The 22,877-nt window shown below is 72.2% G+C and carries 21 protein-coding genes; 10 read left to right on the top strand and 11 right to left on the bottom strand.

Annotated features, from left to right (window positions below; genetic code table 11):
- Nucleotides 1-360 precede the first annotated feature (360 nt).
- A complete protein-coding gene (locus ACIOD1_RS30330) occupies nt 361-963 on the bottom strand; it encodes a DUF2017 domain-containing protein (RefSeq protein WP_401905916.1) in 603 nt (200 codons plus the stop codon).
- Nucleotides 963-1,277 (bottom strand): ATP-dependent Clp protease adapter ClpS, encoded by a 315-nt coding sequence (gene clpS / locus ACIOD1_RS30325; RefSeq protein WP_365624236.1) that lies wholly within the window; start codon nt 1,275-1,277, stop codon nt 963-965. The genes ACIOD1_RS30330 and clpS overlap by 1 nt, the downstream gene beginning before the upstream one ends.
- 81 nt (nt 1,278-1,358) lie before the next feature.
- Between clpS and ACIOD1_RS30320 the strand changes: the two genes are divergently transcribed.
- The gene (locus ACIOD1_RS30320) at nt 1,359-2,687 is read left to right on the top strand and encodes a nicotinate phosphoribosyltransferase (RefSeq protein WP_365624237.1); all 1,329 of its coding nucleotides are present in this window, start codon (nt 1,359-1,361) and stop codon (nt 2,685-2,687) included.
- 133 nt (nt 2,688-2,820) lie between these two features.
- Nucleotides 2,821-3,417: an isochorismatase family protein gene (locus ACIOD1_RS30315; RefSeq protein ID WP_365624239.1), complete on the top strand. Its 597-nt coding sequence runs from the start codon at nt 2,821-2,823 to the stop codon at nt 3,415-3,417.
- 101 nt (nt 3,418-3,518) lie between these two features.
- Here ACIOD1_RS30315 and ACIOD1_RS30310 read toward each other — a convergent pair whose 3' ends face one another.
- The gene (locus ACIOD1_RS30310) at nt 3,519-3,848 is read right to left on the bottom strand and encodes a hypothetical protein (RefSeq protein WP_365624408.1); all 330 of its coding nucleotides are present in this window, start codon (nt 3,846-3,848) and stop codon (nt 3,519-3,521) included.
- Between the two features lie 113 nt (nt 3,849-3,961).
- The gene (locus ACIOD1_RS30305; protein ID WP_365624411.1) at nt 3,962-6,316 is read right to left on the bottom strand and encodes an immune inhibitor A domain-containing protein; all 2,355 of its coding nucleotides are present in this window, start codon (nt 6,314-6,316) and stop codon (nt 3,962-3,964) included.
- 571 nt (nt 6,317-6,887) lie between these two features.
- Between ACIOD1_RS30305 and ACIOD1_RS30300 the strand changes: the two genes are divergently transcribed.
- On the top strand, nt 6,888-7,193 hold the full coding sequence (locus tag ACIOD1_RS30300; protein ID WP_401905913.1) for a hypothetical protein: 306 nt from the start codon (nt 6,888-6,890) through the stop codon (nt 7,191-7,193).
- A 132-nt stretch (nt 7,194-7,325) separates the two neighbouring features.
- Here ACIOD1_RS30300 and ACIOD1_RS30295 read toward each other — a convergent pair whose 3' ends face one another.
- Nucleotides 7,326-8,105, bottom strand: coding sequence for an RDD family protein (locus tag ACIOD1_RS30295; protein WP_401905910.1), 780 nt, complete (start codon nt 8,103-8,105; stop codon nt 7,326-7,328).
- A 76-nt stretch (nt 8,106-8,181) separates the two neighbouring features.
- Complete coding sequence (locus tag ACIOD1_RS30290) at nt 8,182-9,669, bottom strand: RDD family protein (protein ID WP_401905907.1); 1,488 nt, start codon at nt 9,667-9,669, stop codon at nt 8,182-8,184.
- A 278-nt stretch (nt 9,670-9,947) separates the two neighbouring features.
- On the opposite strand from ACIOD1_RS30290, the gene ACIOD1_RS30285 reads away from it, so the two are divergent.
- Nucleotides 9,948-10,427 (top strand): SsgA family sporulation/cell division regulator, encoded by a 480-nt coding sequence (locus ACIOD1_RS30285; RefSeq protein WP_365624247.1) that lies wholly within the window; start codon nt 9,948-9,950, stop codon nt 10,425-10,427.
- Nucleotides 10,428-10,486: 59 nt separating this feature from the next.
- Here ACIOD1_RS30285 and ACIOD1_RS30280 read toward each other — a convergent pair whose 3' ends face one another.
- Nucleotides 10,487-11,866 (bottom strand): FAD-binding oxidoreductase, encoded by a 1,380-nt coding sequence (locus tag ACIOD1_RS30280; RefSeq protein WP_401905903.1) that lies wholly within the window; start codon nt 11,864-11,866, stop codon nt 10,487-10,489.
- A 96-nt stretch (nt 11,867-11,962) separates the two neighbouring features.
- Here ACIOD1_RS30280 and ACIOD1_RS30275 point away from each other — a divergent pair, with 96 nt between their 5' ends.
- Complete coding sequence (locus ACIOD1_RS30275; protein WP_401905900.1) at nt 11,963-13,516, top strand: tetratricopeptide repeat protein; 1,554 nt, start codon at nt 11,963-11,965, stop codon at nt 13,514-13,516.
- Nucleotides 13,517-13,718: 202 nt separating this feature from the next.
- On the opposite strand, the gene hppD is transcribed toward ACIOD1_RS30275, so the two are convergent.
- The gene (gene hppD / locus ACIOD1_RS30270; RefSeq protein ID WP_401905897.1) at nt 13,719-14,873 is read right to left on the bottom strand and encodes a 4-hydroxyphenylpyruvate dioxygenase; all 1,155 of its coding nucleotides are present in this window, start codon (nt 14,871-14,873) and stop codon (nt 13,719-13,721) included.
- Between the two features lie 138 nt (nt 14,874-15,011).
- On the opposite strand from hppD, the gene ACIOD1_RS30265 reads away from it, so the two are divergent.
- The 4 genes from ACIOD1_RS30265 (at nt 15,012) to ACIOD1_RS30250 (ending at nt 17,885) form a co-directional block, all read left to right on the top strand.
- Nucleotides 15,012-15,482 (top strand): Lrp/AsnC family transcriptional regulator, encoded by a 471-nt coding sequence (locus ACIOD1_RS30265; protein ID WP_365624255.1) that lies wholly within the window; start codon nt 15,012-15,014, stop codon nt 15,480-15,482.
- A 66-nt stretch (nt 15,483-15,548) separates the two neighbouring features.
- Nucleotides 15,549-16,238 carry an ArsR/SmtB family transcription factor gene (locus tag ACIOD1_RS30260; RefSeq protein WP_401905894.1) on the top strand — a complete coding sequence of 230 codons (690 nt, stop codon included), beginning with the start codon at nt 15,549-15,551 and terminating at the stop codon, nt 16,236-16,238.
- Nucleotides 16,239-16,338: 100 nt separating this feature from the next.
- Entirely contained in the window at nt 16,339-16,587 is a 249-nt protein-coding gene (locus ACIOD1_RS30255; protein WP_365624259.1) for a hypothetical protein, read from the top strand.
- Nucleotides 16,584-17,885 (top strand): MFS transporter, encoded by a 1,302-nt coding sequence (locus tag ACIOD1_RS30250; protein ID WP_401905890.1) that lies wholly within the window; start codon nt 16,584-16,586, stop codon nt 17,883-17,885. The genes ACIOD1_RS30255 and ACIOD1_RS30250 overlap by 4 nt, the downstream gene beginning before the upstream one ends.
- On the opposite strand, the gene ACIOD1_RS30245 is transcribed toward ACIOD1_RS30250, so the two are convergent.
- Together ACIOD1_RS30245 and ACIOD1_RS30240 are read right to left on the bottom strand one after the other, a co-directional pair.
- Nucleotides 17,815-18,612, bottom strand: a complete 798-nt coding sequence (locus ACIOD1_RS30245) for a S16 family serine protease (RefSeq protein WP_401905887.1) — start codon at nt 18,610-18,612, stop codon at nt 17,815-17,817. The two genes, ACIOD1_RS30250 and ACIOD1_RS30245, sit on opposite strands and share 71 nt — an antisense overlap.
- Before the next feature lie 171 nt (nt 18,613-18,783).
- The gene (locus ACIOD1_RS30240) at nt 18,784-19,425 is read right to left on the bottom strand and encodes an IclR family transcriptional regulator (protein ID WP_054222485.1); all 642 of its coding nucleotides are present in this window, start codon (nt 19,423-19,425) and stop codon (nt 18,784-18,786) included.
- 364 nt (nt 19,426-19,789) lie between these two features.
- Here ACIOD1_RS30240 and ACIOD1_RS30235 point away from each other — a divergent pair, with 364 nt between their 5' ends.
- On the top strand, nt 19,790-20,800 hold the full coding sequence (locus ACIOD1_RS30235; RefSeq protein WP_365624265.1) for a hypothetical protein: 1,011 nt from the start codon (nt 19,790-19,792) through the stop codon (nt 20,798-20,800).
- 130 nt (nt 20,801-20,930) lie between these two features.
- Here the strand turns inward: ACIOD1_RS30235 and ACIOD1_RS30230 are convergent, their stop codons facing one another.
- Entirely contained in the window at nt 20,931-22,727 is a 1,797-nt protein-coding gene (locus tag ACIOD1_RS30230; protein ID WP_365624267.1) for a DEAD/DEAH box helicase, read from the bottom strand.
- Between the last annotated feature and the right edge of the window lie 150 nt (nt 22,728-22,877).

Here is a 22,877-nt window from a genome sequence, read left to right as displayed (position 1 = left end):
TTCTCCACGCCGACCCGCGCCGTCACTGGCTGCGGATCGGGTCCTCGATCCCCCCGGATACGGATGGAGTTGCACGCCGGCGATCAGCCGGTTCAAGCGGGCCGGGGGACATGGGTGGCGTCCCGGCGGCAGTCGTGAAGATTTATCACGGCCCTACCGGTGACTTGAGGGTGAAAATGTGGCGCAGGGCATAAAAAAATCGGGACATAGGTCCCGAGAGGGATCAGATCACCGCATGGCGGTGATCTGATCGTTATCCGGATTTGAGCGTCCGCTGAGCGAACGACGTACGCCCTTGAGGAAGCCGCGACGAGGCTCGCGGCCGGGACGGAGCCGGCGCGGAGCCGGCCCCGAGGTCGGTCAGAGGGTCTCGATCAGCGTCTCCTGGAGGCCGCCGAGCCAGAGGTACGCCATCACCATCGGCTTGCGGGGGTCGTCGTCCGGGAGCCGGAACAGCACGGCGCTCTCGTCGTCCTCGGTGATGTCGAGCCGGGCGGCGATGGTCAGCCGCAGGTCGTTGAGGGCGCCGAGCCAGCGCAGCGGCAGCTCGCCGGTCACCTCAAGGACCGCCGCCCCGTCGCCGCCCGGGGTGAGACGGTCGAGGCTGCGGACGACGGCCAGGGCGTCCTCCCGCTTGCGGCTGCGCAGGTCGTTCTCGGTGAAGCGGCGGAACTCCGAGGAGCGCGCCCGCAGTTCCTCCGGGTCCTCCTTCGGTCCGGCGTCCGGGCCGCCGTAGGCGTCGGGGAAGAGCCGGGCCAGCGCCGGGTCGGAAGGGGGTTCGGTGGGGCCGTCGGAGGCGAAGAGGACGGCGAGCGGGTCGGCGTCCGCGGCGGGTTCCGGGTCGCCGGGGCCGATCAGCTCCAGCAGTTGCACGGCCAGGGAGCGCAGGATCGAGATCTCGATCTCCTCCAGCGCGATGGCCGCCCCGCCGCCGCCCTTGAGGGGCTCGAACACGCCGCCCATCAGTTGCGGTCCTGGGAGAGCGTCGCCCAGAGGCCGTAGCCGTGCATGGCCTGGACGTCGCGCTCCATCTCCTCGCGGCTACCGCTGGAGACCACCGCCCGGCCCTTGTGGTGGACGTCCATCATCAGCTTGGTCGCCTTGTCCTTGGGGTAGCCGAAGTACGCCTGGAACACGTACGTCACGTAGCTCATGAGGTTGACCGGGTCGTTGTGCACCAGGGTCACCCACGGGACGTCGGGTTCGGGGACCGCGAAGGTCTCTTCGGCCGATTCGGTGCGTTCGATCTCAATGGGAGCAACACTCACTTGTCCCATGCTGCCACTGCGGGGGGCCCGTCGCACAAACGGGCCCCTACATCTCGTCACTTTGACGAGATGTGCGCTAGCATCCGTGTCATGAACCCTGCGGACCTGGGCCTGCCGGTGGACGTGCCGTCGACAGCGCTCTTCACGGACCATTACGAGCTCACGATGTTGCAGGCCGCGCTGGCCAACGGCACCGCCGACCGACGCTCGGTCTTCGAGGTCTTCACCCGACGGCTGCCCGAGGGACGCCGCTACGGAGTGGTGGCGGGGACCGGGCGGGTGCTCGACGCGGTGGAGAACTTCCGCTTCGACGGCGCGGTGCTGGAGTTCCTGCGCGAGCGGGCCGTCATCGACATGCGCACCCTCGACTGGCTGGCCTCCTACCGCTTCTCGGGTGACATCTGGGGCTACCCGGAGGGGGAGGTCTACTTCCCCGGCTCCCCCGTCCTGCGCGTCGAGGGCAGCTTCGCCGAGTGCGTGCTGCTGGAGACCGTGATCCTGTCGATCCTGAACCACGACTCCGCCATCGCGGCCGCCGCCTCCCGGATGGCCTCGGCCGCCGGCGGGCGCCCGCTGATCGAGATGGGTGCCCGGCGCACCCACGAGCTGGCGGCCGTCGCGGCGGCGCGGGCCGCGTACGTGGGCGGCTTCACCTCCACCTCGGACCTGGCGGCCGGGTTCCGGTACGGCATCCCCACCGTCGGCACGAGCGCGCACGCCTTCACCCTGGTGCACGACAGCGAGCGCGACGCCTTCACCGCCCAGGTCGCCTCCCTGGGCTCGGGCACCACCCTCCTCGTGGACACCTACGACGTCGCCGAGGCCGTCCGCACCGCGGTCGAGGTGGCCGGCACGGAGCTGGGCGCCGTCCGCATCGACTCCGGGGACCTGCTCCTGGTCGCGCACCGGGTGCGCCAGCAGCTCGACGAGCTGGGCGCCACCGGAACCCGGATCGTGGTCACCTCCGACCTGGACGAGTACGCCATCGCCTCCCTGGCGGCGGCGCCGGTGGACGCGTACGGGGTCGGCACCCAGCTGGTCACCGGCAGCGGGCACCCGACCTGCTCGATGGTCTACAAGCTGGTGGCCCGGGCCACCTCGGCCGACCCGAAGGCCCCCCTCGCACCGGTGGCGAAGAAGTCCTCCGGCGGCAAGACCTCCATCGGCGGCCGCAAGTGGGCCGCCCGACGGGTGGACGCCGACGGGACCGCCGAGGCCGAGGTCATCGGCACCGGACCGGTGCCGGCCGCGCTCGCCGGCCACCAGTTGCTGACGCAGCTGGTCAAGGGGGGCGAGGTGGTGGCGCGCGAACCGCTGGAGGCCGCCCGCGACCGCCACCGCACGGCCCGCGCGAACCTGCCGCTGTCGGCCACGCAGCTCTCGCGGGGCGAGGCGGTCCTGCCGACCGAGTACGTCTGACCCCCGCACGCGCCGCGCGCGGGCCCGGGCCCACCGCCCGTTTCGGGGCGGGTCCGGGCGGGGGAAGAGCCCCGGGCGGGGCCCGCCGCTCGCGCCGGGGCCGCCGCACACCACCGAACCGAAGGGCACCGACATGCACCGCGCACTGATCGTCGTCGACGTACAGAACGACTTCTGCGAGGGCGGCAGCCTCGCGGTCACCGGCGGAGCCGATGTCGCCGCCGCGATCACCGAGCTGATCGGCCAGGCCGGCGGCCCCGGCTATCGGCACGTCGTCGCCACCCGCGACCACCACGTCGACCCGGGCTCCCACTTCGCCCGCCCCCCGGCCGAGCCGGACTACGAGACCTCCTGGCCGGTGCACTGCGTCGCCGGGACCGAGGGCGTCGGCTTCCACCCGAACTTCGCCCCCGCCGTGGCCTCCGGCGCGGTCGCGGCCGTCTTCGACAAGGGCGCGTACGAGGCGGCGTACAGCGGTTTCGAGGGCGCCGACGAGAACGGGGCGGGCCTGACCGAGTGGCTGCGCGAGCGGGAAGTGGCGGAGGTGGACGTGGTGGGCATCGCCACCGACCACTGCGTGAAGGCGACGGCCCTGGACGCGGCCCGCGCGGGCTTCACCACCCGCGTCCTGCTGGACCTCACGGCCGCCGTGGCCCCGCACACCGCCGCCCGCGCCCTGGAGGACCTCCGCGCGGCCGGCGTCACCCTGGTCGGCGAACTCCGCCCGTAGCCCACGAAGGGCCCGGAGCCCGGCGGAGCCGCCCACGGCCCCTCGCGCGCCCCCGCACCCCCCACGGGGCCCAGAGGCGGCCCTAGGCCGAAAGAGACGGCCTAGGCCCCCGGCAGGAGGGCGCGGATGGGATGCCAGAGTTCCTCCGCGCGGTCCGGGGCGCAGCGCCACAGGAGGCCGTCCGGATGGTGGAGGACGGCGGTGATCTCGTCCGGGGTGGGCGGCTGGGCGTTGCCGCGCAGGTAGACCGCCCGCATCCCGAGGTTCCGCAGCCTGGTCAGGGCGCGGGCCCGGTTCGCGGCGTGGACGAGCACCCGGACGCTTCCGCCGTCTGCGACCCCGTCCACCACCTCGCCCGAGGGCGGGCGCGGCAGCGTGAGTGCGACCACCACGCTCCCGCCCGGCAGTCTGACGAATCCTCCACCCGGCATGATCTTCATCTCCCCCGTCAATAGGAAAACGTGCACCCGCATCTAAACGCGATCGGCCGCCGCCCGCTAGAGGGGCGACGGCCGATCATGCTTTGACCTGCGGCTTTACCGAATTACTTGGCGGCGGGGCCGACCTCGATCGTCATTTCGAGACCGTCGTAGGTCTCCTTGGCGATCTTGATCTTGGTGTTGGTGTCAGCGACCTTCACCGAGCCGGTCGGGTTCTCGTCGTAGAAGTACTTGCCCTTGTGGTCGTCGAAGACCAGGTTCGTGGGCTTCGGCTTGACGAAGAGCGACTCGCCGTTCTTGTGCAGCGTGAAGGCGTCCGTCGAGTACGCGCTGAAGGTGGCGTCGTACGGCTGGATCTTGTTCCGCAGCAGGGTGCCGTCCGACCACTTCATCGGCTTGGCGTTGGCGTCGATCGGAAGGATCAGACCGGAGCCCGGGTGCTGGCTGGTGTTGTTGTCCTTCTGGGAGGTGTCCCAGAGCCAGATCAGCAGGCCGTCCTGGTAGGGGTAGTGCTCGACCCAGTTCGGCTTGGTGTTGGCGAAGCCGAAGTTGTACGGGCCGACCTTGAGGGTCTGGTCGGACGAGACGTAGCGACGGTTCTCCGCGAGGTAGTACTGCGCGTAGTCCTTGGTGAAGCCGGCGCCGACGCGGGAGAAGCCCTTGCCGGTCCAGCCGTTGTCGCCGTTCTCGGCGCCGTCGGCGAAGACGGTGGCACCGTCCGCGGTGAGGTTGACGGCGTCGGCCGTGAAGCCCTTGCCGCCCGCGCCGCCGTCCGTCTGGTAGCGGAAGCGGAGGTCGACCTTCTTGCCCGCGTAAGCGTCGAGCGGGAAGTTGAGGTTCTTCCAGGCACCCGAGACACCGGTCAGCGAGGGGCTGCCCGAGGCGTCGGCCGGGATGGCCGCACCGTCGGCGGTGCCGGCGAGGGCGGTCCAGGTGGCGCCGCCGTCCGTGGACACCTCGGTGTAGAGGAAGTCGTAGTCGGCCTCGATGTCCCACCAGCCCTTGAGGGACAGGGCGGCGGAGGTCTTGCCGGTGAGGTCGACGGACCGGGTGAGGGTGTTCTTCAGGTCGTCACCCATGTTGCTCCACCACTGCGAGGAGCCCTCGGCGGGAGCGACGATGTCGGTCTTGACCTGCTTCTTCGGCAGCTCGACGACCAGCGCCTGCTTGTCCTTGGTGTTGTACGCGGAGACGCCCAGCTTGTGGGTGGACTTCGTCGCGGCCTTGGCCTTGTCGTAGTTCAGCCAACCCAGCTGGAGCTTGTCCCAGGCCGTCATGTCGCCCGGGAGGTCTCCGATGGAGTCCTTGCCCGCGCCGAGCCAGGAGCCCGCCGACATCAGGGACCAGAAGCCGACCGAGTTCTCGCCGCCACCGGAGGTGTCGTAGAGGTCCGGCAGGCCGAGGTCGTGGCCGTACTCGTGCGCGAAGACGCCGAGGCCGCCGTTCTCCGGCTGCATCGTGTAGTCGCCGACCCAGATGCCCGTGCTGCCGATCTGGGTGCCGCCGGCCTTGTTGTCCGCCGGGCCGGTCTTGCCGACGTCGGTACCGTAGGCGTACCAACGGTGCGCCCACAGGGCGTTGGTGCCCTGCACGCCGCCACCGGCCGACTCGTCCTCGCCCGCGTGGACGATCTGGAAGTGGTCGATGTAGCCGTCGGGCTCGTTGAAGTTGCCGTCGCCGTCGAAGTCGTTGCGGTCCCACTGGTCGTACTGGGACAGCTGCGCCTTGATCTCGGCGTCGGTCTTGCCGGCCTTCTTCTGCGCGTCCGCCCACGCGGTGACGCCGTCCTTGACGGTGTCCCACACGTTGGAGCAGTTGGTCTGGCCGCAGTAGTTCGAGCCGTAACGGGCCTCGTTGTTCGGGATCTTGACCCAGTCGGCGACCTGACCGTCGACGGAGTAGCGACCCGAGGAGGTCTTCTCGTAGTAGGTCTTCAGCGACTCCTTGCCCTGACCCGAGGCGAAGTACAGGTCCTGGAAGTGCTGACGGCTGTAGTCCTTCTGCCAGGCCGTGCTGTTGTTCGTGGCACGGTCCGGCTTGGCTATCTGGTTGTGCAGCGGACCGGGGGTGCCCCCGTACTTCGGCACCGGCGGCTGGGGGCCGTTCGGGCCGTCCGGGTCGAACATGGTCGTGCTGTCGACCTGGTCGCCGAACTCGACGAGGATCGTGAAGATCTTGTCGGTCTTCTCGCGGCCCAGCTCGACGTACTTCTTGTCGTCGAGCTTGACGACCTTGGAGGCGCCGCGCTGCTCGACGTTCTTCTTGCCCGACAGCACCTGGTCCAGTGCTGCCTTGCGCTGCTGGGCCTGCTGCTCGCTGAACGGGCCCTTGAGGTCGTGCTGGACCTGCTCCTTGGAGGGAGCGGTCGGGTCCTGGCGGTCGGCGGCCGGGGCCTGAGAGCCCTGAACCTCGGCCTGGGCCGTCGTGATGAAGGCGCCGGATACCGCGGTCGCGGCCATCGTGACGCCGACGGCGGCGGTACGCAGGGCACGCCTTCTGGCGGAATTGCTGGTCACTTGACGTCGTTCCCCTCCCGCGGCCGCGACGAAGGGTCGGAACGTCTCCATTGGAGCGGGGGGTTCCGCGCGGCGCGCGTCTCAAGTGACGACATTTGACCGGAGAGTCGAGAGAAAAGACAGACCTTGACTTGTTCCTTACAACTGCACTATGCGGTCAGCCCGTTCCGGTATTCGGACGTTCACCACCATCCGGCCCAACCGGGGCGAACGACCCCCCGTCGGGGGCGCCTGCACGACGGCTCGGCGGGCGGTCGACGGAGCGTCCAAGGCGCACCCAAGGCGCGTCCACGCCGCGCCCACGGAGCGTCCACGGCAGGTGAATGGCACCGTTTCCTCCCCCTTTGCGGCCTCCTGACGGGCCACCACGTGACCCTGTGCGCCCCCCGTGCACCGGCACCGTGGGTGAGGTCACGCTTACTTGTGGTTCCGCTCGGGCATCTCGTCGTAGAGTCACTTGACGCGCGACCTGTTGAGCCGACTCCCCCTCCCCGCCTCGAGGACGGAAATCGCCATGCCGCGTCCGACAGCCGCTCAGCTCGCCTACGGCTCCGCCACCGTCGTCGTCTCGACGATCGCCATGCTGCTGCTCTCGCAGACGAGCACGGGATTCGGCGTCGCCTTCATCTCCGCCGCCGCGCTCGCCCTCGGGTTGCTGGTCGCCCTGACCGTGCCCGTCCCGCGCCGCCGCGGCCGGCACGCCGCCGCCCGGCGGACCGAGCCCGCGACGGTGGCCGAGCCCGCGTCCGCTCCGGAGAACGCCCGGGTGGCCGAGTCGCACCAGGCGCAGGCGCCCGCCGAACACCCGGTCCACCACTGAGCGGACACAGCGGTGCGGGCGACCGTACCCCGGAGGGACGATCGCCCGCGCGTGTGGTGCGTGTGCCGCGTGTGGTGCTCGTGTCGCCCGTGCCCGTCCCGACGGACCGGCGGACGGGTCGGCCCGGCGGCCTCAGGTCGCTCTGACGACCACGGTCTTGGCCACCTTGTCGTGCAGGCCCTGCCGGTACGGCTTGTCGACGAGCATCGACACGATCAGCGCCAACGGCCACAGGCAGAAGCAGCAGATCAGCGTCGGGATCCAGAGCACCGCGGCACGTGTGAGCGCGGCGTTGGACCGGGGCACACCGCCGTCGTTGAGCATCGCGACGCGCAGGCCCATCGCCTTCTTGCCGAGCGTCTGTCCGTTCTTCTTCGTGAACCACCAGTCGTAACCGACGTACGCCACGATGGAGATCAGCGTCCAGATCAGACCCGTGCCGTTGTACGACTTGGTGACGACCTCGGTGACGTCCTCGCCGTTGTTCGTGTCGACCACGTAGCGGTTGCGGTTGAACGGCAGCTGGATCAGGAAGAGCGGCACTCCGACGATCAACAGGTCGATGACGCGCGCCGCGAGCCGCTTGCCGAAGTCCGCGAGCGGCGGCATCCCCGCGAGCGGGTCGGGCATGCCGTAGCCGCCTCCCCCACCGCCGTACGGGTCACCGCCACCGCCGTACGGGGGCGGCGGGGGCGGATATCCACCCCCGGGGGGCGGAGGCGGGGGCGGCGGAGGCGGGAACCCCCCACCACCGGAGCCGCCGGGGGGCGGGGGCGGCGGGTACCCGCCGCCGGAGGGGGGAGGCGGCGAGCCGTACGGTGAACCGCCCGACGGAGGCGTCGGTTCCTGGGGCTTCTTGAGGAACGGATCGTCCTCGGGCGGCGGGCCCGGCGGCGGCTGGTCGGTGCTCATGGCCCGAGTCGAACCCGGGGCGCGCGAAGCCGCAACGGGACCGGGTCCGTTCGGGGGAACGACCCCCGTCAGGGCGTCAGGAGTCGGCCTGGCGGGCCACGTACGTACGCGCCGCCTTGTCGTGCCAGGCCTGGCGGCGCGGGCGGTCCACCAGGCACCAGAGCCCGCCCGGCAGGCCGAGCAGCGCGTACACCAGCCAGCGGCGCAGGGCCGCGCCGAAGCGTGGCGGGCGCAGGGTCGCGGTGGCGAGGACGCGCACGCCGAACAGCTTCTTGCCCGGGGTGCGACCCCAGCGGGCGGTGGGCAGCGCCTCGTAGAACACCCCGAAGAGCAGGACGGCGCCGAGGACGAGGCCGATGTCCCCGAGGGTGGTCGCGTCGAGCAGCCACACGGTGGTGGTGCGCCCGCCGGCCCGGGCCGCCTCGACCTTGGCCTCCACGTGGGCCGTGGCCCCGGGCACGAGGGGCAGCGCGACGGCGGCGCCGACCCCGCCGAGGACGAGGGAGTCGACCAGTCGGGCCAGCCCCCGCCGGACGAACCCGGCGGGGCTCACGGCGCGCTCCGCCATCCGCTCGAAGACGGCGCGCGGGGTGGTCGTGCGACGGGGCTCCGGTCGGGGCCGCGACCCCGGGTCCGCACCCGGCTCCGAGGCCGCCCTCCCCGCATCCGGGTCGGCGGCCGGCACGTCCGCGCGGGACCTCTCGGTGCGCGGCGCCTCCGGGCGCGGGGTCTCGGTGCGCGGGGCCTCCGGACGTCGGGCCTCGGTGCGCGGGGCCTCCGGGCGCGGGGCTTCCGGGCGGTTCGGGGGTGCCGGGGCGGGGGCGGGCGGGGCCGCCGGCGGGAACACCGCCGCCGGGGGCGTCGGTTGGGGCGTCGGGGCCGGTGACGCGGGGGCCATCGGGGCCGGGGCCATGGCGGAGGCCGCCGAGGGGACCGCCTCCGGCCAGGCGGCGGTCAGGCCGGAGCCGCCGCTCCCGCTGCCCCCGGCGGGTTCGGGCCAGGCCGGCGGGCGGGCCGACAGGATGCCCACGCTCTCCGCCGACGCCTGCGCGGGGAGCCGCCGGGAGCCGGCCGCGGCGGGCGCCCCCGCGGGCGCCGCGGAAGCCGCCGCGGGCCTGCCGGGGGCGGGAGCCGGGGAGGGGGCGGGAGCCGGGAAGGCGGCCGGAGCCGGGGAGGGGGCGGGGGCGGGGACGGAAGCCAGGGCCGGGCGGGCCTCGGGCTCCGCCGGGCCGCCCCAGGACACCCGTACGTCGCGCGGGCCCCCGAAGCCGGCCTGGTGTGCGGGATCGGCCTGCCAGCCCGCCCCGCCCGGCGTCCGGGCGTGCAGCGGTTCGGGGATCCGGTCGGGCAGCGCCGCCGGTTCTCGCGCGGGGTCGGGCAGGGCCTCGGTCACGGAGGTCTGGTCGAGGAACACCGGGCCCGTCTCGTGCGCGGGGGCCGCGGGACGGCTCGTACCCGGGACCCAGGACGCACCGTTCCAGTACCGGACGTACCCGGGGATGGACGGATCGGGGTAGTAGCCCTCGCGGGCCGCGTGCTCGCCGTCACCAGGGGAGGCCGTCAATGTCCCCAACTCCGATCGTGGCTTGAGGCTTGTGCAGGGGAGGACCCAAGGGGAGGACCATAGCCAAGAACCCCCGCCCGACAGGTCCGGTAACGGGAGATTCCAAGCCTTCGGGCGAACCTCGACCCGTCCGGCGGTTTTCGGCCGGTCAACTTATTTCGGCCAACCTCGACATCGGCGCCCGAAGTCGCGTCATACCCGGGCACTCCGGAGCTCTCTTCCGGTGTGGGGCCGTCCCGGCCCCGCACAGGAAGCGAACGCACCGAAGCGAGGCCGCCGTGCACCACCCCGTCATCGAGCGCGAACTGGAACTGAAGCTGGTCCTGTCCCCCGAGCGCAGCATCCCCGTGCCCGCCAGGCTGCTCTACCTCACGGACGACCCCTACGCCGTGCACGTCACCTTCCACACGGGCTCCAGCACCCCGGTGAACTGGACCTTCGCCCGCGAGCTGCTCGTCGAAGGGGTGTTCCGCCCGTGCGGCCACGGAGACGTCCGGATCTGGCCCACGAAGATCGACGGCAAGGCCGTTCTGTGCATGGCCCTCAGTTCCCCCGACGGCGACGCCCTGCTGGAGGCCCCGGCGGCCTCCGTGTCGGCCTGGTTGGAGCGCACCCTGCGCGTGGTCCCGCCCGGGACCGAGGCGGAGCGGCTCGGGCTGGACGCGGCGCTGGCCGAGCTGCTCGCCCCGACCCCGGCCGACGACCTGTGGCTGCGCGATCCGTGGCCCTCGGACGAGTCCGCGGAAGGCGACCTGTGAGGGCACCGGCGCGAACGCCGCACGTCAGGGCCCCGTGGGGATCCGCGCGGCCGACGGGCTCAGAAGAGCTTGCCGGGGTTCAGCAGTCCGAGCGGGTCGAAGGCCTCCTTGACCTTGCGCTGCATCTCCAGGCCGACCGGGCCGAGTTCACGGGCCAACCACTCCTTCTTGAGCACCCCGACCCCGTGCTCCCCGGTGATCGTCCCGCCCAGGGACAGGCCCAGCGCCATGATCTCGTCGAAGGACTCGCGGGCCCGCCGGGCCTCGTCCTCGTCGGCCGGGTCGAAGCAGACGATCGGGTGCGTGTTGCCGTCCCCCGCGTGCGCGCAGACGCCGATGAGCAGGTCCCGCTCCTTGGCGATGGCGGCCGTGCCGTCCAGCATCTCGGCGAGGCGCGAGCGGGGCACGCACACGTCGTCGATCATCGTCGCGGGCCGCAGCGCCTCCAGGCCGACGAGGGCCATCCGGCGCGCCTGGAGCAGGAGTTCGGACTCCGCCTGGTCCTCGGCGGGGACCACGGCGGTGGCGCCGGCGGCCATGCACAGCTCGCCGACCGCGGCGAGTTCGGCGGGCGCGTCGGGGGTGTCGAAGGCGGCCAGGAGCAGCGCCTCGGTGCTCTCCGGGAGGCCCATCCTGGTGAGGGCGTTGACGGCGTGGACGGTCGTGCGGTCCATCAGCTCCAGCAGCGAGGGCGCCATGCCGGCCTCCATGACGGCGCACACGGCTTCGCAGGCGGCGGCGACCGAGGGGAATTCGGCGGCGAGCGCCAGTTGGCGGGGCGGAGCCGGCCGCAGCGCGAGGACGGCCCCGACCACGATCCCGAGGCTGCCCTCGGATCCGACGAACAGCCGCGTCAGGTCGTAGCCGGCGACGCCCTTCGCGGTACGCCGTCCCGTGCTCAGCAGCCGCCCGTCGGCCAGGACCACGTCGAGCCCGAGGACGTACTCGGCGGTGACCCCGTACTTGACGCAGCACAGGCCGCCCGAGGCGGTGCCGATGTTGCCGCCGATGGTGCACTGCTCCCAGCTGGAGGGGTCGGGCGGGTAGTACAGGCCCTGTGCGGCGACGGCCCGCGAGAGGACCGCGTTGACCACGCCCGGCTCGACGACGGCGATCCGGTCGACGGTGGAGATCTCCAGGATCCGGTCCATCTTCACGAGCGACAGCACGATGCATCCGTCGGAGGCGTTGGCGGCGCCGGACAGGCCCGTGCGGGCGCCCTGGGGGACCACGGGGACCCGTAGGGCGGTCGCGGTGCGCATGACGTGCCGGACCTGGTCCACGGTCCTGGGGAGGACCACGACGGCCGGGGTGCCGGCTTCGCAGAAGCTCGCCATGTCGGTGGCGTAGGAGGCGGTCACCTGAGGGTCGGTCAGGAGGGCCTCGGGCGGCAGCCCTTCGCCGAGGGCCGTCAGGAGCCGGGAGAGATCGTTGTCCATGGGGTCAGGGTGGCAGCCGGGGCCATCGGTGTGAACACGACCGCGACCGGCTTCGGACACCTCCGCCGGCTCTTCATATTGACGCACAGTGAGCGCATGGACGGATTCGACGAGCAAGCGCAGCAGCCCGCGCCGCCCGTGACCTTCACCGGCCGCAAGACGGTCGTGGCGGCCGCGGTGGCGGTGGTCCTGATCGCCGGGGCCCTGCTGATCCGCCCGGCCCGTACGGGCGACGACGCGCGCCCGCCGGGGCCCGGTGAACGGGCCGCGGCCGCGGTCGGCATGGGCGCCCCGGCGGCGGCGGTCGACCTGACGGCGCTGGTGGCCGACCGGGAGAAGTGGGTCACGGGGCATCCGCGGGACGACGCCTCGTGGGCGGTGCTCGGGGCCGCGTACCTGGAACAGGCGCGCAGGACGGCCGATTCCACGTGGTTCCCGAAGGCGGAGAAGGCCCTGAAGCGGTCCCTGGAGGTCCGCCCCGCCGAGAAGGGCAACTTCGACGCGATGACGGGCATGGGCGCGCTCGCGGGCGCCCGGCAGGACTTCGTGACGGCGAAGAAGTGGGGCGAGCTGGTACGGGCCCAGGCGCCGCGGCGCTGGACTGCGTACCCGGTCCTCGTGGACGCGTACAGCGGCCTCGGCGACTACAAGGCCGCCCAGAAGGCCATGGAGCGGCTCGTGGAGCTCCGCGACGGCCTGCCGGCGCACCTGAGGGCCGCCCAGGTCTACCGGGACCGGGGCTGGCGCGAGGACGCGATGGTCTCGCTGGAGCACGCCGCGGGGGCGGCGAAGGCCCCGGCGGAGAAGGCGTACGTGCTCCACCGGCTCGGGGAGTTGGCCTGGGAGCGCGGTGACGCCCAGGAGGCCCTGCGCCAGCAGGAGGCGGCCCTGCGCACGGATCCGGCGCAGGCTCAGGCGCTGGGCGGCCGGGCGCGGGCGCTGGTGGCGCTGGGCCGGGGCGGCGAGGCGGTGCGGGACTACCGGATGGCGCTGGGCCGGGCCCCGTCGCCGCGGCTCGCGCTGGAGCTGGGCGAACTGCTGGAGTCGCTGGGCCGGGAGGCGGAGGCGCGGGTCCCGTACGACGCCCTGGCGGCGATGGCGGCCCGGGGCGGGCGCGACGGGGTGAACGAGGACGTGGTGCTCGGCCTGTACGAGGCGGACCACGGCGACGCGGGCGCGGCCGTGCGCCGGCTCTCGGCGGAGTGGGGGCGGCACAAGAACGTGCAGGTGGCGGACGCCCTGGGGTGGGCGCTGCACCGGACCGGGGAGGACACGGCGGCCTTGGAGTACGCCAAGAAGGCCACCGAGCTCGGGCTGCGGAGCGCGGAGTTCTCCTACCACCGGGCGTTGATCGAGAAGGGGCTCGGCGACGAGGCGGCGGAACGCAGGCACCTCCAGGAGACCTTGCGGACCAACCCCGGCTTCTCCCCGCTGCGCGGGCCGCTCGCCAAGGAGGCGCTGGCCTCGATCGGCCAGCCCGCCGAGGGCGGCCCGGAGAACATGCAGCCGCGAACCCCGTGGGTGCCGCCGGAGATGCCCAAGCCCCGGCCCAAGGCGAAGCCGGCGCCGAAGCCGAAGCCCGCGCCGGAGGCGAAGCCCCACCCGAAGGCCGAGCCGAAGCCGGCCGGCTCCCCGGCGCCGAAGCCGTAGACCCGGCACGGCCCGAGGGCGGCGCGGAAGCGGAACGGTCCGGCGCGAGGGGCGACGCGGCACGGTCCGGCCCGGCCCCTCGCACGCGGGCCGGGCCGGACCGGGTTCACCGGGCCGTCCGGGGTGGCGGCCCCGGACGGCTCTCCTCCACGGAGTGCGGAGCCTCACGGACCCGACAGGACCCGACAGGACCCGACGGGGCCTAGAGGTTGCCGCGCTTCTCCTGCTCGCGCTCGATCGCCTCGAACAGGGCCTTGAAGTTGCCCTTGCCGAAGCCCATGGAGCCGTGGCGCTCGATCATCTCGAAGAAGACGGTCGGCTTGTCCTGGACCGGCTTGGTGAAGATCTGGAGCAGGTAGCCGTCCTCGTCGCGGTCGACGAGGATCTTCAGCTCGCGCAGGGTCTCGACGGGGACGCGGGTCTCGCCGGCCCACTCGCCGAGGGTGTCGTAGTACGAGTCCGGGGTGTCGAGGAACTTCACGCCCGCGGCGCGCATCGCGCGCACGGAGGCGACGATGTCGTTCGTGGCGAGCGCGATGTGCTGGACGCCCGCGCCGCCGTAGAACTCCAGGTACTCGTCGATCTGCGACTTCTTCTTCGCGATCGCCGGCTCGTTGATCGGGAACTTCACCTTGAGGGTGCCGTCCGCGACCACCTTGGACATCAGCGCCGAGTACTCGGTCGCGATGTCGTCGCCGACGAACTCCTTCATGTTCGTGAAGCCCATGACCTTGTTGTAGAACGCCACCCACTCGTTCATCCGGCCGAGCTCGACGTTGCCCACGCAGTGGTCGATGGCCTGGAAGGTGCGCTTGGCCGGCGGCTCGACGATCGGGGAGGCGGCCACGAAGCCGGGGAGGTACGGGCCCGTGTAGTCGCGGCGCTCGACGAGGGTGTGGCGGGTCTGGCCGTAGGTGGCGATGGCGGCCAGTACGACGGTGCCGTGCTCGTCCTTGACCTCGTGCGGCTCGTCCAGCCCGCGCGCGCCGTGCTCGACGGCGTAGGCGTAGGCGGCGCGGGCGTCCGGCACCTCGATGGCGAGGTCGACCACGCCGTCGCCGTGGTCGGCCACGTGCTCGGCGAGGAAGCGGCCGCGGTCGGTCGTCGCCTTGATGACCGAGGTGAGGACGAAGCGCGCGGCGCCGTTGGTCAGGACGTAGCTGGCGGTCTCGCGGGTGCCGTTCTCCGGTCCGGAGTAGGCCACGAGCTTCATGCCGAAGGCGGTGGAGTAGTAGTGCGCGGCCTGCTTGGCGTTGCCCACGGCGAAGACGACCGCGTCCATTCCCTTCACCGGGAAGGGGTCGGCCTCACGCGCGGTGTGCGGGGTGGTTTCGAGGTTCGCCAGAGACTCAGTCATGAGCGCAGATTCCCGCCGATCCACAAGCTGCGCAATAGTTCCCTTTTCCGCTGTACAGACTGACCAGCACGGCCGCAGGATGACTGAGAGATCTGTGCAGTATGACCAGCCATTCGAGGGAAGGTACGGCTACCCGCCATGGGCATCGACGAACTCGACGGCCGCCTCATCGTCCTGCTGGCCCGCGAACCGCGCATCGGGGTCTTGGAGGCCTCGCGGCGGCTCGGGGTGGCGCGCGGCACGGTGCAGGCCCGCCTCGACCGGCTCCAGTCGAACGGCGTGATCCGCGGCTTCGGGCCCCAGGTGGACCCGACGGCCCTGGGGTATCCGGTGACGGCCTTCGCCACGCTGGAGATCAAGCAGGGGCAGGGGGCGGACGTACGGGCCCACCTGGACGGCGTGCCGGAGGTGCTGGAGCTGCACACCACGACCGGACACGGGGACATGCTGTGCCGCCTGGTGGCACGGTCGAACGCGGACCTCCAGCGGGTGATCGACCGGGTGGTGGGCTTCGAGGGGATCGTGCGGGCCTCGACGGCGATCGTGATGGAGAACCCGGTGCCGCTGAGGATCATCCCGCTGGTGGAGCAGGCGGCGGAGGATCGCTGAAAGTTCCAAAGAAGACGTTGCAAAGAAACCCTTGCATAGAAGCCTTTGCAACCCTACGGTTGAGGCATGCCCGAGAACAGCGTGGAGAACGCCCCGGAGAACCCCGACGAAGACCTCACCCCCACCCCTGCCCCGGAGGTCACTCAGGACCCCGCCCAGGGGTCCGCCGACGACACCCGCTCCGCCGCGGACCACCAGCCCCGCGTCAGGACGCTGGACGCCCGCTCCCTGCGGGGCCTGGCCCATCCGCTGCGCATACGCCTCCTCGCCGAACTGCGCCACCAGGGACCGGCCACCGCCTCCCAACTGGCCGAGCAGCTCGGCGAGTCCAGCGGCGCGACCAGCTACCACCTGCGCCAGCTCGCCGCGCACGGGTTCGTCGAGGACGCGCCCGAGCACGGCAAGGGCCGGGAGCGCTGGTGGAAGGCCACGCACGAGGGCACGCAGTTCGACGAGTCACTGATGACCGATGACAATCCGGAGACCCGCGGGGCCGCCGAGGCCTTCCTGCACGAGATCGCGACGATCCACACGCAGGAGCTGAACACCTGGCTCGGCAACGCCCACAGCTGGGACACGGACTGGCGCGGCGCCACCGACCTCAGTGACTTCACCCTGCGCCTGACGGCGGAGCAGAGCCTCGAACTGATCCACCGGATGCACGAGTTGGTCAACAGCTACCGCGGCCTGCCGGAGGGGGAGGACAGCGAGACGGTCCGCTTCCACACGCACGCCTTCCCGCGTCGCACCGGATAGTCCGCCGCACCCCCGCTCCGCCGCTCCGTCGCGCCCTCGCCCTTCCGTTCCACGGGCCCGGCGGCCCGCCCCCGCGCCGTTCACCCGAAGGAGTCCTGCCGTGCACGCCTTCCAGTACGTCGAGATCCACGCCGCCCGCGCCCACGAGTTGGCCGCCGAGGCCGCCGCCTGGCACCTCGCCCGGGAGGCCGCCCCCACCCCCGCCGTCTCCCCCGCCCGGCGCGCCCCAGCCCTCCTGACCGTCCTGCCCGCCGTGCGCAACCGGGTCGGCGAGGCGCTGGTGTCCGTCGGGATACGACTCATGCAGCCGGCCCACCTGCAGAGCCGCGTCCATCGGCACGCGGCATGAGCAGGCGGCCCCTCGTGGCGGTGCTGGCCGCCAACACCATCTCCATAGCCGGGAGTTCACTGACCCTCATCGGCGTCCCGTGGTTCGTCCTCCAGACCACGGGCAGCGCCGGACGGGCCGGGATCGTCGCCTTCTGCGCCACCCTCCCCATCGTCGTCGCCGCCCTGGTCGGCGGCCCGGTCATCGACCGGATCGGCCGCCGCCGCGTCTCCGCCGTCTCCGACCTGATCTGCGCCCTGAGCGTCGGCGCGATCCCGCTGCTGCACCACGCGGGCCTGCTGGAGTTCTGGATGCTGTGCGCGCTGATGGCGCTCAGCGGCCTCGTGCACACTCCGGGCCTGACCGCGCGCTACGTCCTCGTGCCCAGCCTGGCCGAGCACGCCGGCACCACCGTCGCCCGCACCGCGAGCCTCTACGACGCCGTCTCGCGCGGGGCCCGGATGATCGGGGCGGCGGTGTCCGGTCTGCTGATCGCGCTGTTCGGGGCCCAGACCGTACTCCTCGTGGACGGTGCCACCTTCGCCGTCTCGGCCCTGCTGGTCGCCGCCTTCCTGCGCGGGATACCGGCCGCCGAACCCCAACGGGGCTCCGGAAAGGTCTCGTTCGCCTCCTACCGCGCCGAGCTGCTGGAGGGCTGGCGCTTCCTGACCGGCTCCCGCCTGCTGACGGGCATCACTGTGATGGTGATGGTGACCAACGGACTGGACCAGGGCTGGTCCTCCGTCCTCCTGCCGGTCCACGGCAACGAGGCCCTGGGCGGTCCGGCCGCGCTGGGCCTGATGGTCTCCCTCTTCGGAGGCTTCGCCCTGCTGGGCGCCCTGCTCTACGGGGCGTGGGGCGAGCGCTTCCCCCGCCGGACGGTGTTCGCGGTGGCCTTCCTGGTCTGCGGTCCCGCCCGGTACGTGGTCGCCGCGCTCACCGGGACCCCCCTGCCGCTGGCGGTGACCATGGCCTTGGCCGGGCTGGGCGCGGGCGTGCTGAACCCGATCCTGACGACGGTGATCTACGAGCGCGTGCCGGAGAAGATGCGCAGCCGGGTCTCCGGTGTGAGCACGGCGGGCGCGGAGTTGGCCATGCCGGTGGGCGGGCTGGCCGCCGGGCTGCTGGTGGACTCGTACGGGGTGACCTCGGCCCTGCTGCTGTTCGCCGGGGTCTATCTGCTCGCCACGCTGACCCCCTTGGTGTTCCCGTCCTGGCGGGGCATGGAGCGGCCCGCGGACGCGGAGGTCAGCAGGACGGAACCGACTGGCCCCGGTTCAGCGCCCGCAGCGCGTCCACGGCACCCTTCAGCGAGGTGACGGGGATCAGCTGAAGGCCCTCGGGCAGTTCGGACCGGGCGTCCGAGCACTCGGCCTTCGGTACGAGGAAGACGCTCGCGCCGTCCCGGCGGGCGGCCTGGGTCTTGAGGGCCACACCACCGACCGCGCCGACCGCGCCGGCGGGGGTGATGGTGCCGGTGCCGGCGATCGTGCGGCCGCCGGTGAGGTCGCCGCCGCTGCCGTCGCCGTCGAGCTTGTCGACGATGCCGAGGGAGAAGAGCAGGCCCGCGCTGGGGCCGCCGACGTCGGCGAGGTTGAGGCCGACCTTGATCTGCCCGGGGTCCTTGTGGAGGTATCCGAGGGCGGCCTCGGCGGCGGCCGACTGGGACCGCGTCATTTCGTCCAGGTTGTGCCGCTCGATCTCCTGGTCGCTTCCGCCGGAGGGGTAGACCGCCTCCTTGGGCATGACCGCCCGGGTGGTGTCGAACCAGTCCCCGACCAGCTCGGGCAGCTTCACCGTCGTGGAGGGGCCGGTGGCCTGGATGGTGGTCATCCGCAGCTGCCCCGTGGTGTCACGGGTCGGGGCGCCCGCGACGGTGATGACCGGCTTGCCGTCCCGGGAGCCGAGCACGTCGGCCGTGAGCCCGGGCTGGGCGATCACGAAGGGCAGCGGCGCGAGGGCGGCCACGGCGAACAGCGCCACCAGGGGGGCGGCGCAGACGGCCAGGGCGGCGGGACGCGGCAGACGTGTGAGGCGTGAGAGCACGCCGCCAATCTATCGGGCCCGCAGGTCCGCCCCACGGGGACCGCTCCGACGGGCCCGCCGGGTCCCGGTCCGGGGCCCGCACCGGGCCCGGGCACGCGTACGGGCACGGCGGCCCGGCCTCCCGCCGTCTCGGGGGCGCCGGGCGCCCGCGAGACGGCGGGCCCGGCGGTCCTACCTGAGGGCGTCGGCGACCTCGCGGGCCGCGTCCACCACGCGCGGGCCGACCCGCTCGGGCACGGCGTCGGCCAGCATGACCACGCCGACACTGCCTTCCAGCCCGGTGATGCCGACCAGCGGGGCGGCGGCGCCGCTGGCGCCGGCCTCCAGTTCGCCGTGCGTGAGGGTGTAGCCGGGCTCGATGAGCGTGCCCTGACGGGCGGCCAGGATGGCCCGTCCGGCGGCGCCCCGGTCCAGCGGGTGGCGGAAACCGGGCCGGTAGGCGACGTGGTAGTCGGTCCAGGTCGGTTCCACGACCGCGACGGCGAGCGCCTCGGTGCCGTCGACGAGGGTCAGGTGGGCCGTGGCCCCGATGTCCTCGGCGAGCGAGCGCAGCGCGGGCAGCGCCGCCTCGCGCACGAGCGGGTGGACCTGACGTCCCAGACGCAGTACGCCGAGCCCGACGCGGGCCCGGCCGCCGAGGTCGCGGCGGACCAGGGCGTGCTGCTCCAGCGTGGCGAGCAGCCGGTAGACGACGGTGCGGTTCACACCGAGACGGTTGGACAGCTCGGTGACAGTCAGACCGTGGTCGGTGTCGGCGAGCAGCTTGAGGACTCTGAGCCCTCTGTCGAGAGTCTGGGAGGTTTCCGCGGTCACGACGCCTCTCCCTCTCTTTCGGTGGGCGGCGGTGACTCTCACGGGTGCGCGTAGCCGGTCCGACGGCGACGCACGGAGAGGCCGCCGGTAGCGGCCAGGGCACCGGCTGCGCTCCCGCGGCGGCGCTGCCACGGGGCGTTCGATGCGGGGACAGTAGCGAGCGAGTCCGCTGAGCGAAAGGCCTCGTCCAGAATCCGGTCGCCTACTGCCGGTTCATGACCTTTTGTCCCCCGCGATATGTCAATTCGTAACCTCGCCCGCCCGAAAATCACTTTACAGAGCTATTACTCTGATCATGTTCAAAAAGATGTTGGGGGTGGGCGGGACCACGAGTCCCGCGACACGCAAGGGGAGAGAACACCAAGTGAATCTGAAGCGCATGGCCATCGTCGCCGCTGCCGCCGTAGTGGGCCCGACGGTCCTCATGGCGACGCCCGCGATGGCGGACGAGACCCAGGGCAACACGGCCGTCACCACTCCGGACGCGGCGCCCGCCGCCGAGGCCCCGGCCGCCGATGTCGCGGCCCCCGCCGCCCCGGCCCCGATCGCCCCGGCTCCGGTCGTCCCGGCCCCGGTCGTCCCGGCCCCGAACCTCCCGGCCCCGCCTTCGGTCCCGGCCCCGGCCGAGAAGCCCGTCGCCGATGAGAACGGTGACGACGAGGGCGTCGAGCACGGCACCGGCCCGGTCCTGGGTCTGAACGGCATCCCGAGCACCATCAAGGCCGGCGGCGACTGGACCAAGTTCACGGTCTCCGTCGACAACAGCAAGGGCAAGGCGGAGGAGAGCTACGTGCTCGTCCTCGCGGTCGCCGACGAGAACGAGAAGCTCTCGTCCGACGACGTCACGGTGCAGGTGTTCTTCAACGGCGCCTGGCACGACGTCGAGGTCATCAGCGACGGTGGCACCCCGGTGGCCCTCCTGACCGAGGACCTGCAGATCCCGAAGGGCAAGCTCGCCCTGCAGGTCCGCGTGAAGTTCGCGGCGGACGCCCCGGTCGGCAACATCGCCATCGCGGCCGCCGGCGGCAGCAACGTGGACGAGAACGTCTGGTCGGACACCGTCTGGGCCGAGTCGAAGATCGTCTCCGGTGCGAACCACGGTGGCGGCAACAACGGCGGCGGCAACACGGGTGGCAACACCGGCGGCAACAACGGTGGCGGCAACACCGGCACCAAGCCGAACGGTGGCGGCACCACGACGCCGATCGTCGACCACAACACCGACAACGGTGGCTCCACCACCACGGGCGGCGAACTGGCCGAGACCGGTACCGACGCGGCGACCACGTGGGCGCTCGGCGCCGGCGGTGTCGCGCTCGCCATGGGTGTCGCGCTCGTCGCGGGCACCGGCAAGCGTCGGCGCGTCCAGGCCTGATCCCGGCCCGAACACCGGATCCGAACACCGGGCCTGATCACAGGCCCGGTGCCGGGCCCGTGCGAACGGGGTCCGCGCACCGCGCGTGGACCCCGTTCCGCTCCCCCGGGGCCGATCGCCCCGGGACGGGCTAACGCATGCGCGTGGCCCACTCCTGCACCTTCTTGATCCGCTCCCGCAGCTGCCCCGCCGTCGCCTCCGCGCTCGGCGGCCCGCCGCAGACGCGGCGCAGCTCGGTGTGGATCACCCCGTGCGGCTTGCCGCTCTGGTGGACGTACGCGCCCACCATCGTGTTCAGCGACTTGCGCAGCTCCAACAGCTCCTTGTGCGAAACCACGGGCCGCCGGTCGGCCGGCAGCTCCAGCAGGTCCGCCTCCGTGTCCGGCTTGCGCCGGCTGTGCGCGATCTGCCGGGACTGCCTCTTCTGCAGCAGCATCTGCACCTGGTCCGGCTCCAGCAGACCCGGGATGCCGAGGTAGTCCTGCTCCTCCTCGCTGCCCGGGTGCGCCTGCATGCCGAACTCGGCGCCGTCGTAGAGGACCCGGTCGAAGACCGCGTCGGACTCCAGCGCCTCGAAGGACATCTGCTCGTCGTCGCCGGTGTCCTCGTCCTCCTGCTTGTTCGCCTCGTCCATTTCCTTCTCGGACTCGGCGTACGGGTCCTCCTCGCCCTGCTTCTTCGGCTTGTCGAGGACGTGGTCGCGTTCGACCTCCATCTCGTTCGCGAAGCCGAGCAGGTAGGGGATGGTCGGAAGGAACACGGACGCCGTCTCGCCGCGCCTGCGCGATCGCACGAAGCGGCCGACGGCCTGCGCGAAGAACAGCGGCGTGGAGATCGTCGTCGCGTACACGCCGACGGCCAGGCGGGGCACGTCGACGCCCTCGGACACCATGCGGACGGCGACCATCCAGCGGCTGCCGTCCTCGGTGAAATCGTCGATCCGCTTCGAGGCGCCGGTGTCGTCGGAGAGCACCACGGTGGCCTTGGTGCCGGTGATGTCCTTCAGCAGCTTGGCGTAGGCGCGGGCCGACTCCTGGTCGGAGGCGATCACCAGGCCGCCCGCGTCCGGGATGCCCTTGCGGACCTCGGTGAGGCGCTGGTCGGCCGCGCGCAGGACGTTGGGCATCCAGTCGCCGCGAGGGTCCAGGGCGGTGCGCCAGGCCTGGGAGATGGCGTCCTTGGTCATCGGCTCGCCGAGGCGGGCGGCGATCTCGTCGCCGGCCTTCGTCCGCCAGCGCATGTTGCCGCTGTAGGACAGGAAGATCACCGGCCGGACGACCCCGTCGCGCAGGGCGTTGCCGTAGCCGTAGGTGTAGTCGGCCGAGGAGCGGCGGATCCCGTCGTTGCCCTCCTCGTAGGCCACGAAGGGAATGGGGTTGGTGTCGGACCGGAAGGGCGTACCGGTCAGGGTCAGCCGACGGGTGGCCGGGTCGAAGGCCTCCAGGCAGGCCTCTCCCCAGGACTTCGAGTCGCCCGCGTGGTGGATCTCGTCCAGGATCACCAGGGTCTTGCGCTGCTCGCAGCGGTTGCGGTGCAGCATCGGGCGCACGCCGACGCCCGCGTACGTGACCGCGACCCCGTGGTAGTCCTTGCTGAGCGGCCCGGCCGAGTATTCGGGGTCGAGCCGGATGCCTATCCGGGCGGCGGCTTCGGCCCACTGCTTCTTGAGGTGCTCGGTCGGCGCGACGACGGTCACCTGCTGGACCACGTGGTGGTGCAGCAGCCAGGAGGCGAGGGTCAGCGCGAAGGTGGTCTTTCCGGCGCCCGGGGTCGCGACCGCGAGGAAATCGCGCGGCTGCGTCTCGATGTACCGGTTCAGGGCCCCCTCCTGCCAGGCACGCAGTTTGCCGGCGGTACCCCACGGCGCGCGGCCGGGAAAGGCGGGCGAGAGGTGGTGGGAGGCGGGATGGGAGGCGGTAGTAGTCACGGTCTCCGGTTCATCGCTCTCGGCAGGAGTACGGTGCGGCGAGCGCCCGTACGTAGGACAACCGGGCCACCTTACCGGCCCGGGCCGGCCCCTCGCGGAGGGACAGGCCCGTGACCTCGGCGGGTGCGTCGAGCGTCACACCGGGCCCCG

Source organism: Streptomyces sp. NPDC088097 (assembly GCF_044741845.1).
Lineage (GTDB): Bacteria > Actinomycetota > Actinomycetes > Streptomycetales > Streptomycetaceae > Streptomyces.
The sequence above is the reverse complement of the archived record's forward strand: the minus strand, read 5'-3'. Positions and strand labels throughout refer to the sequence as shown.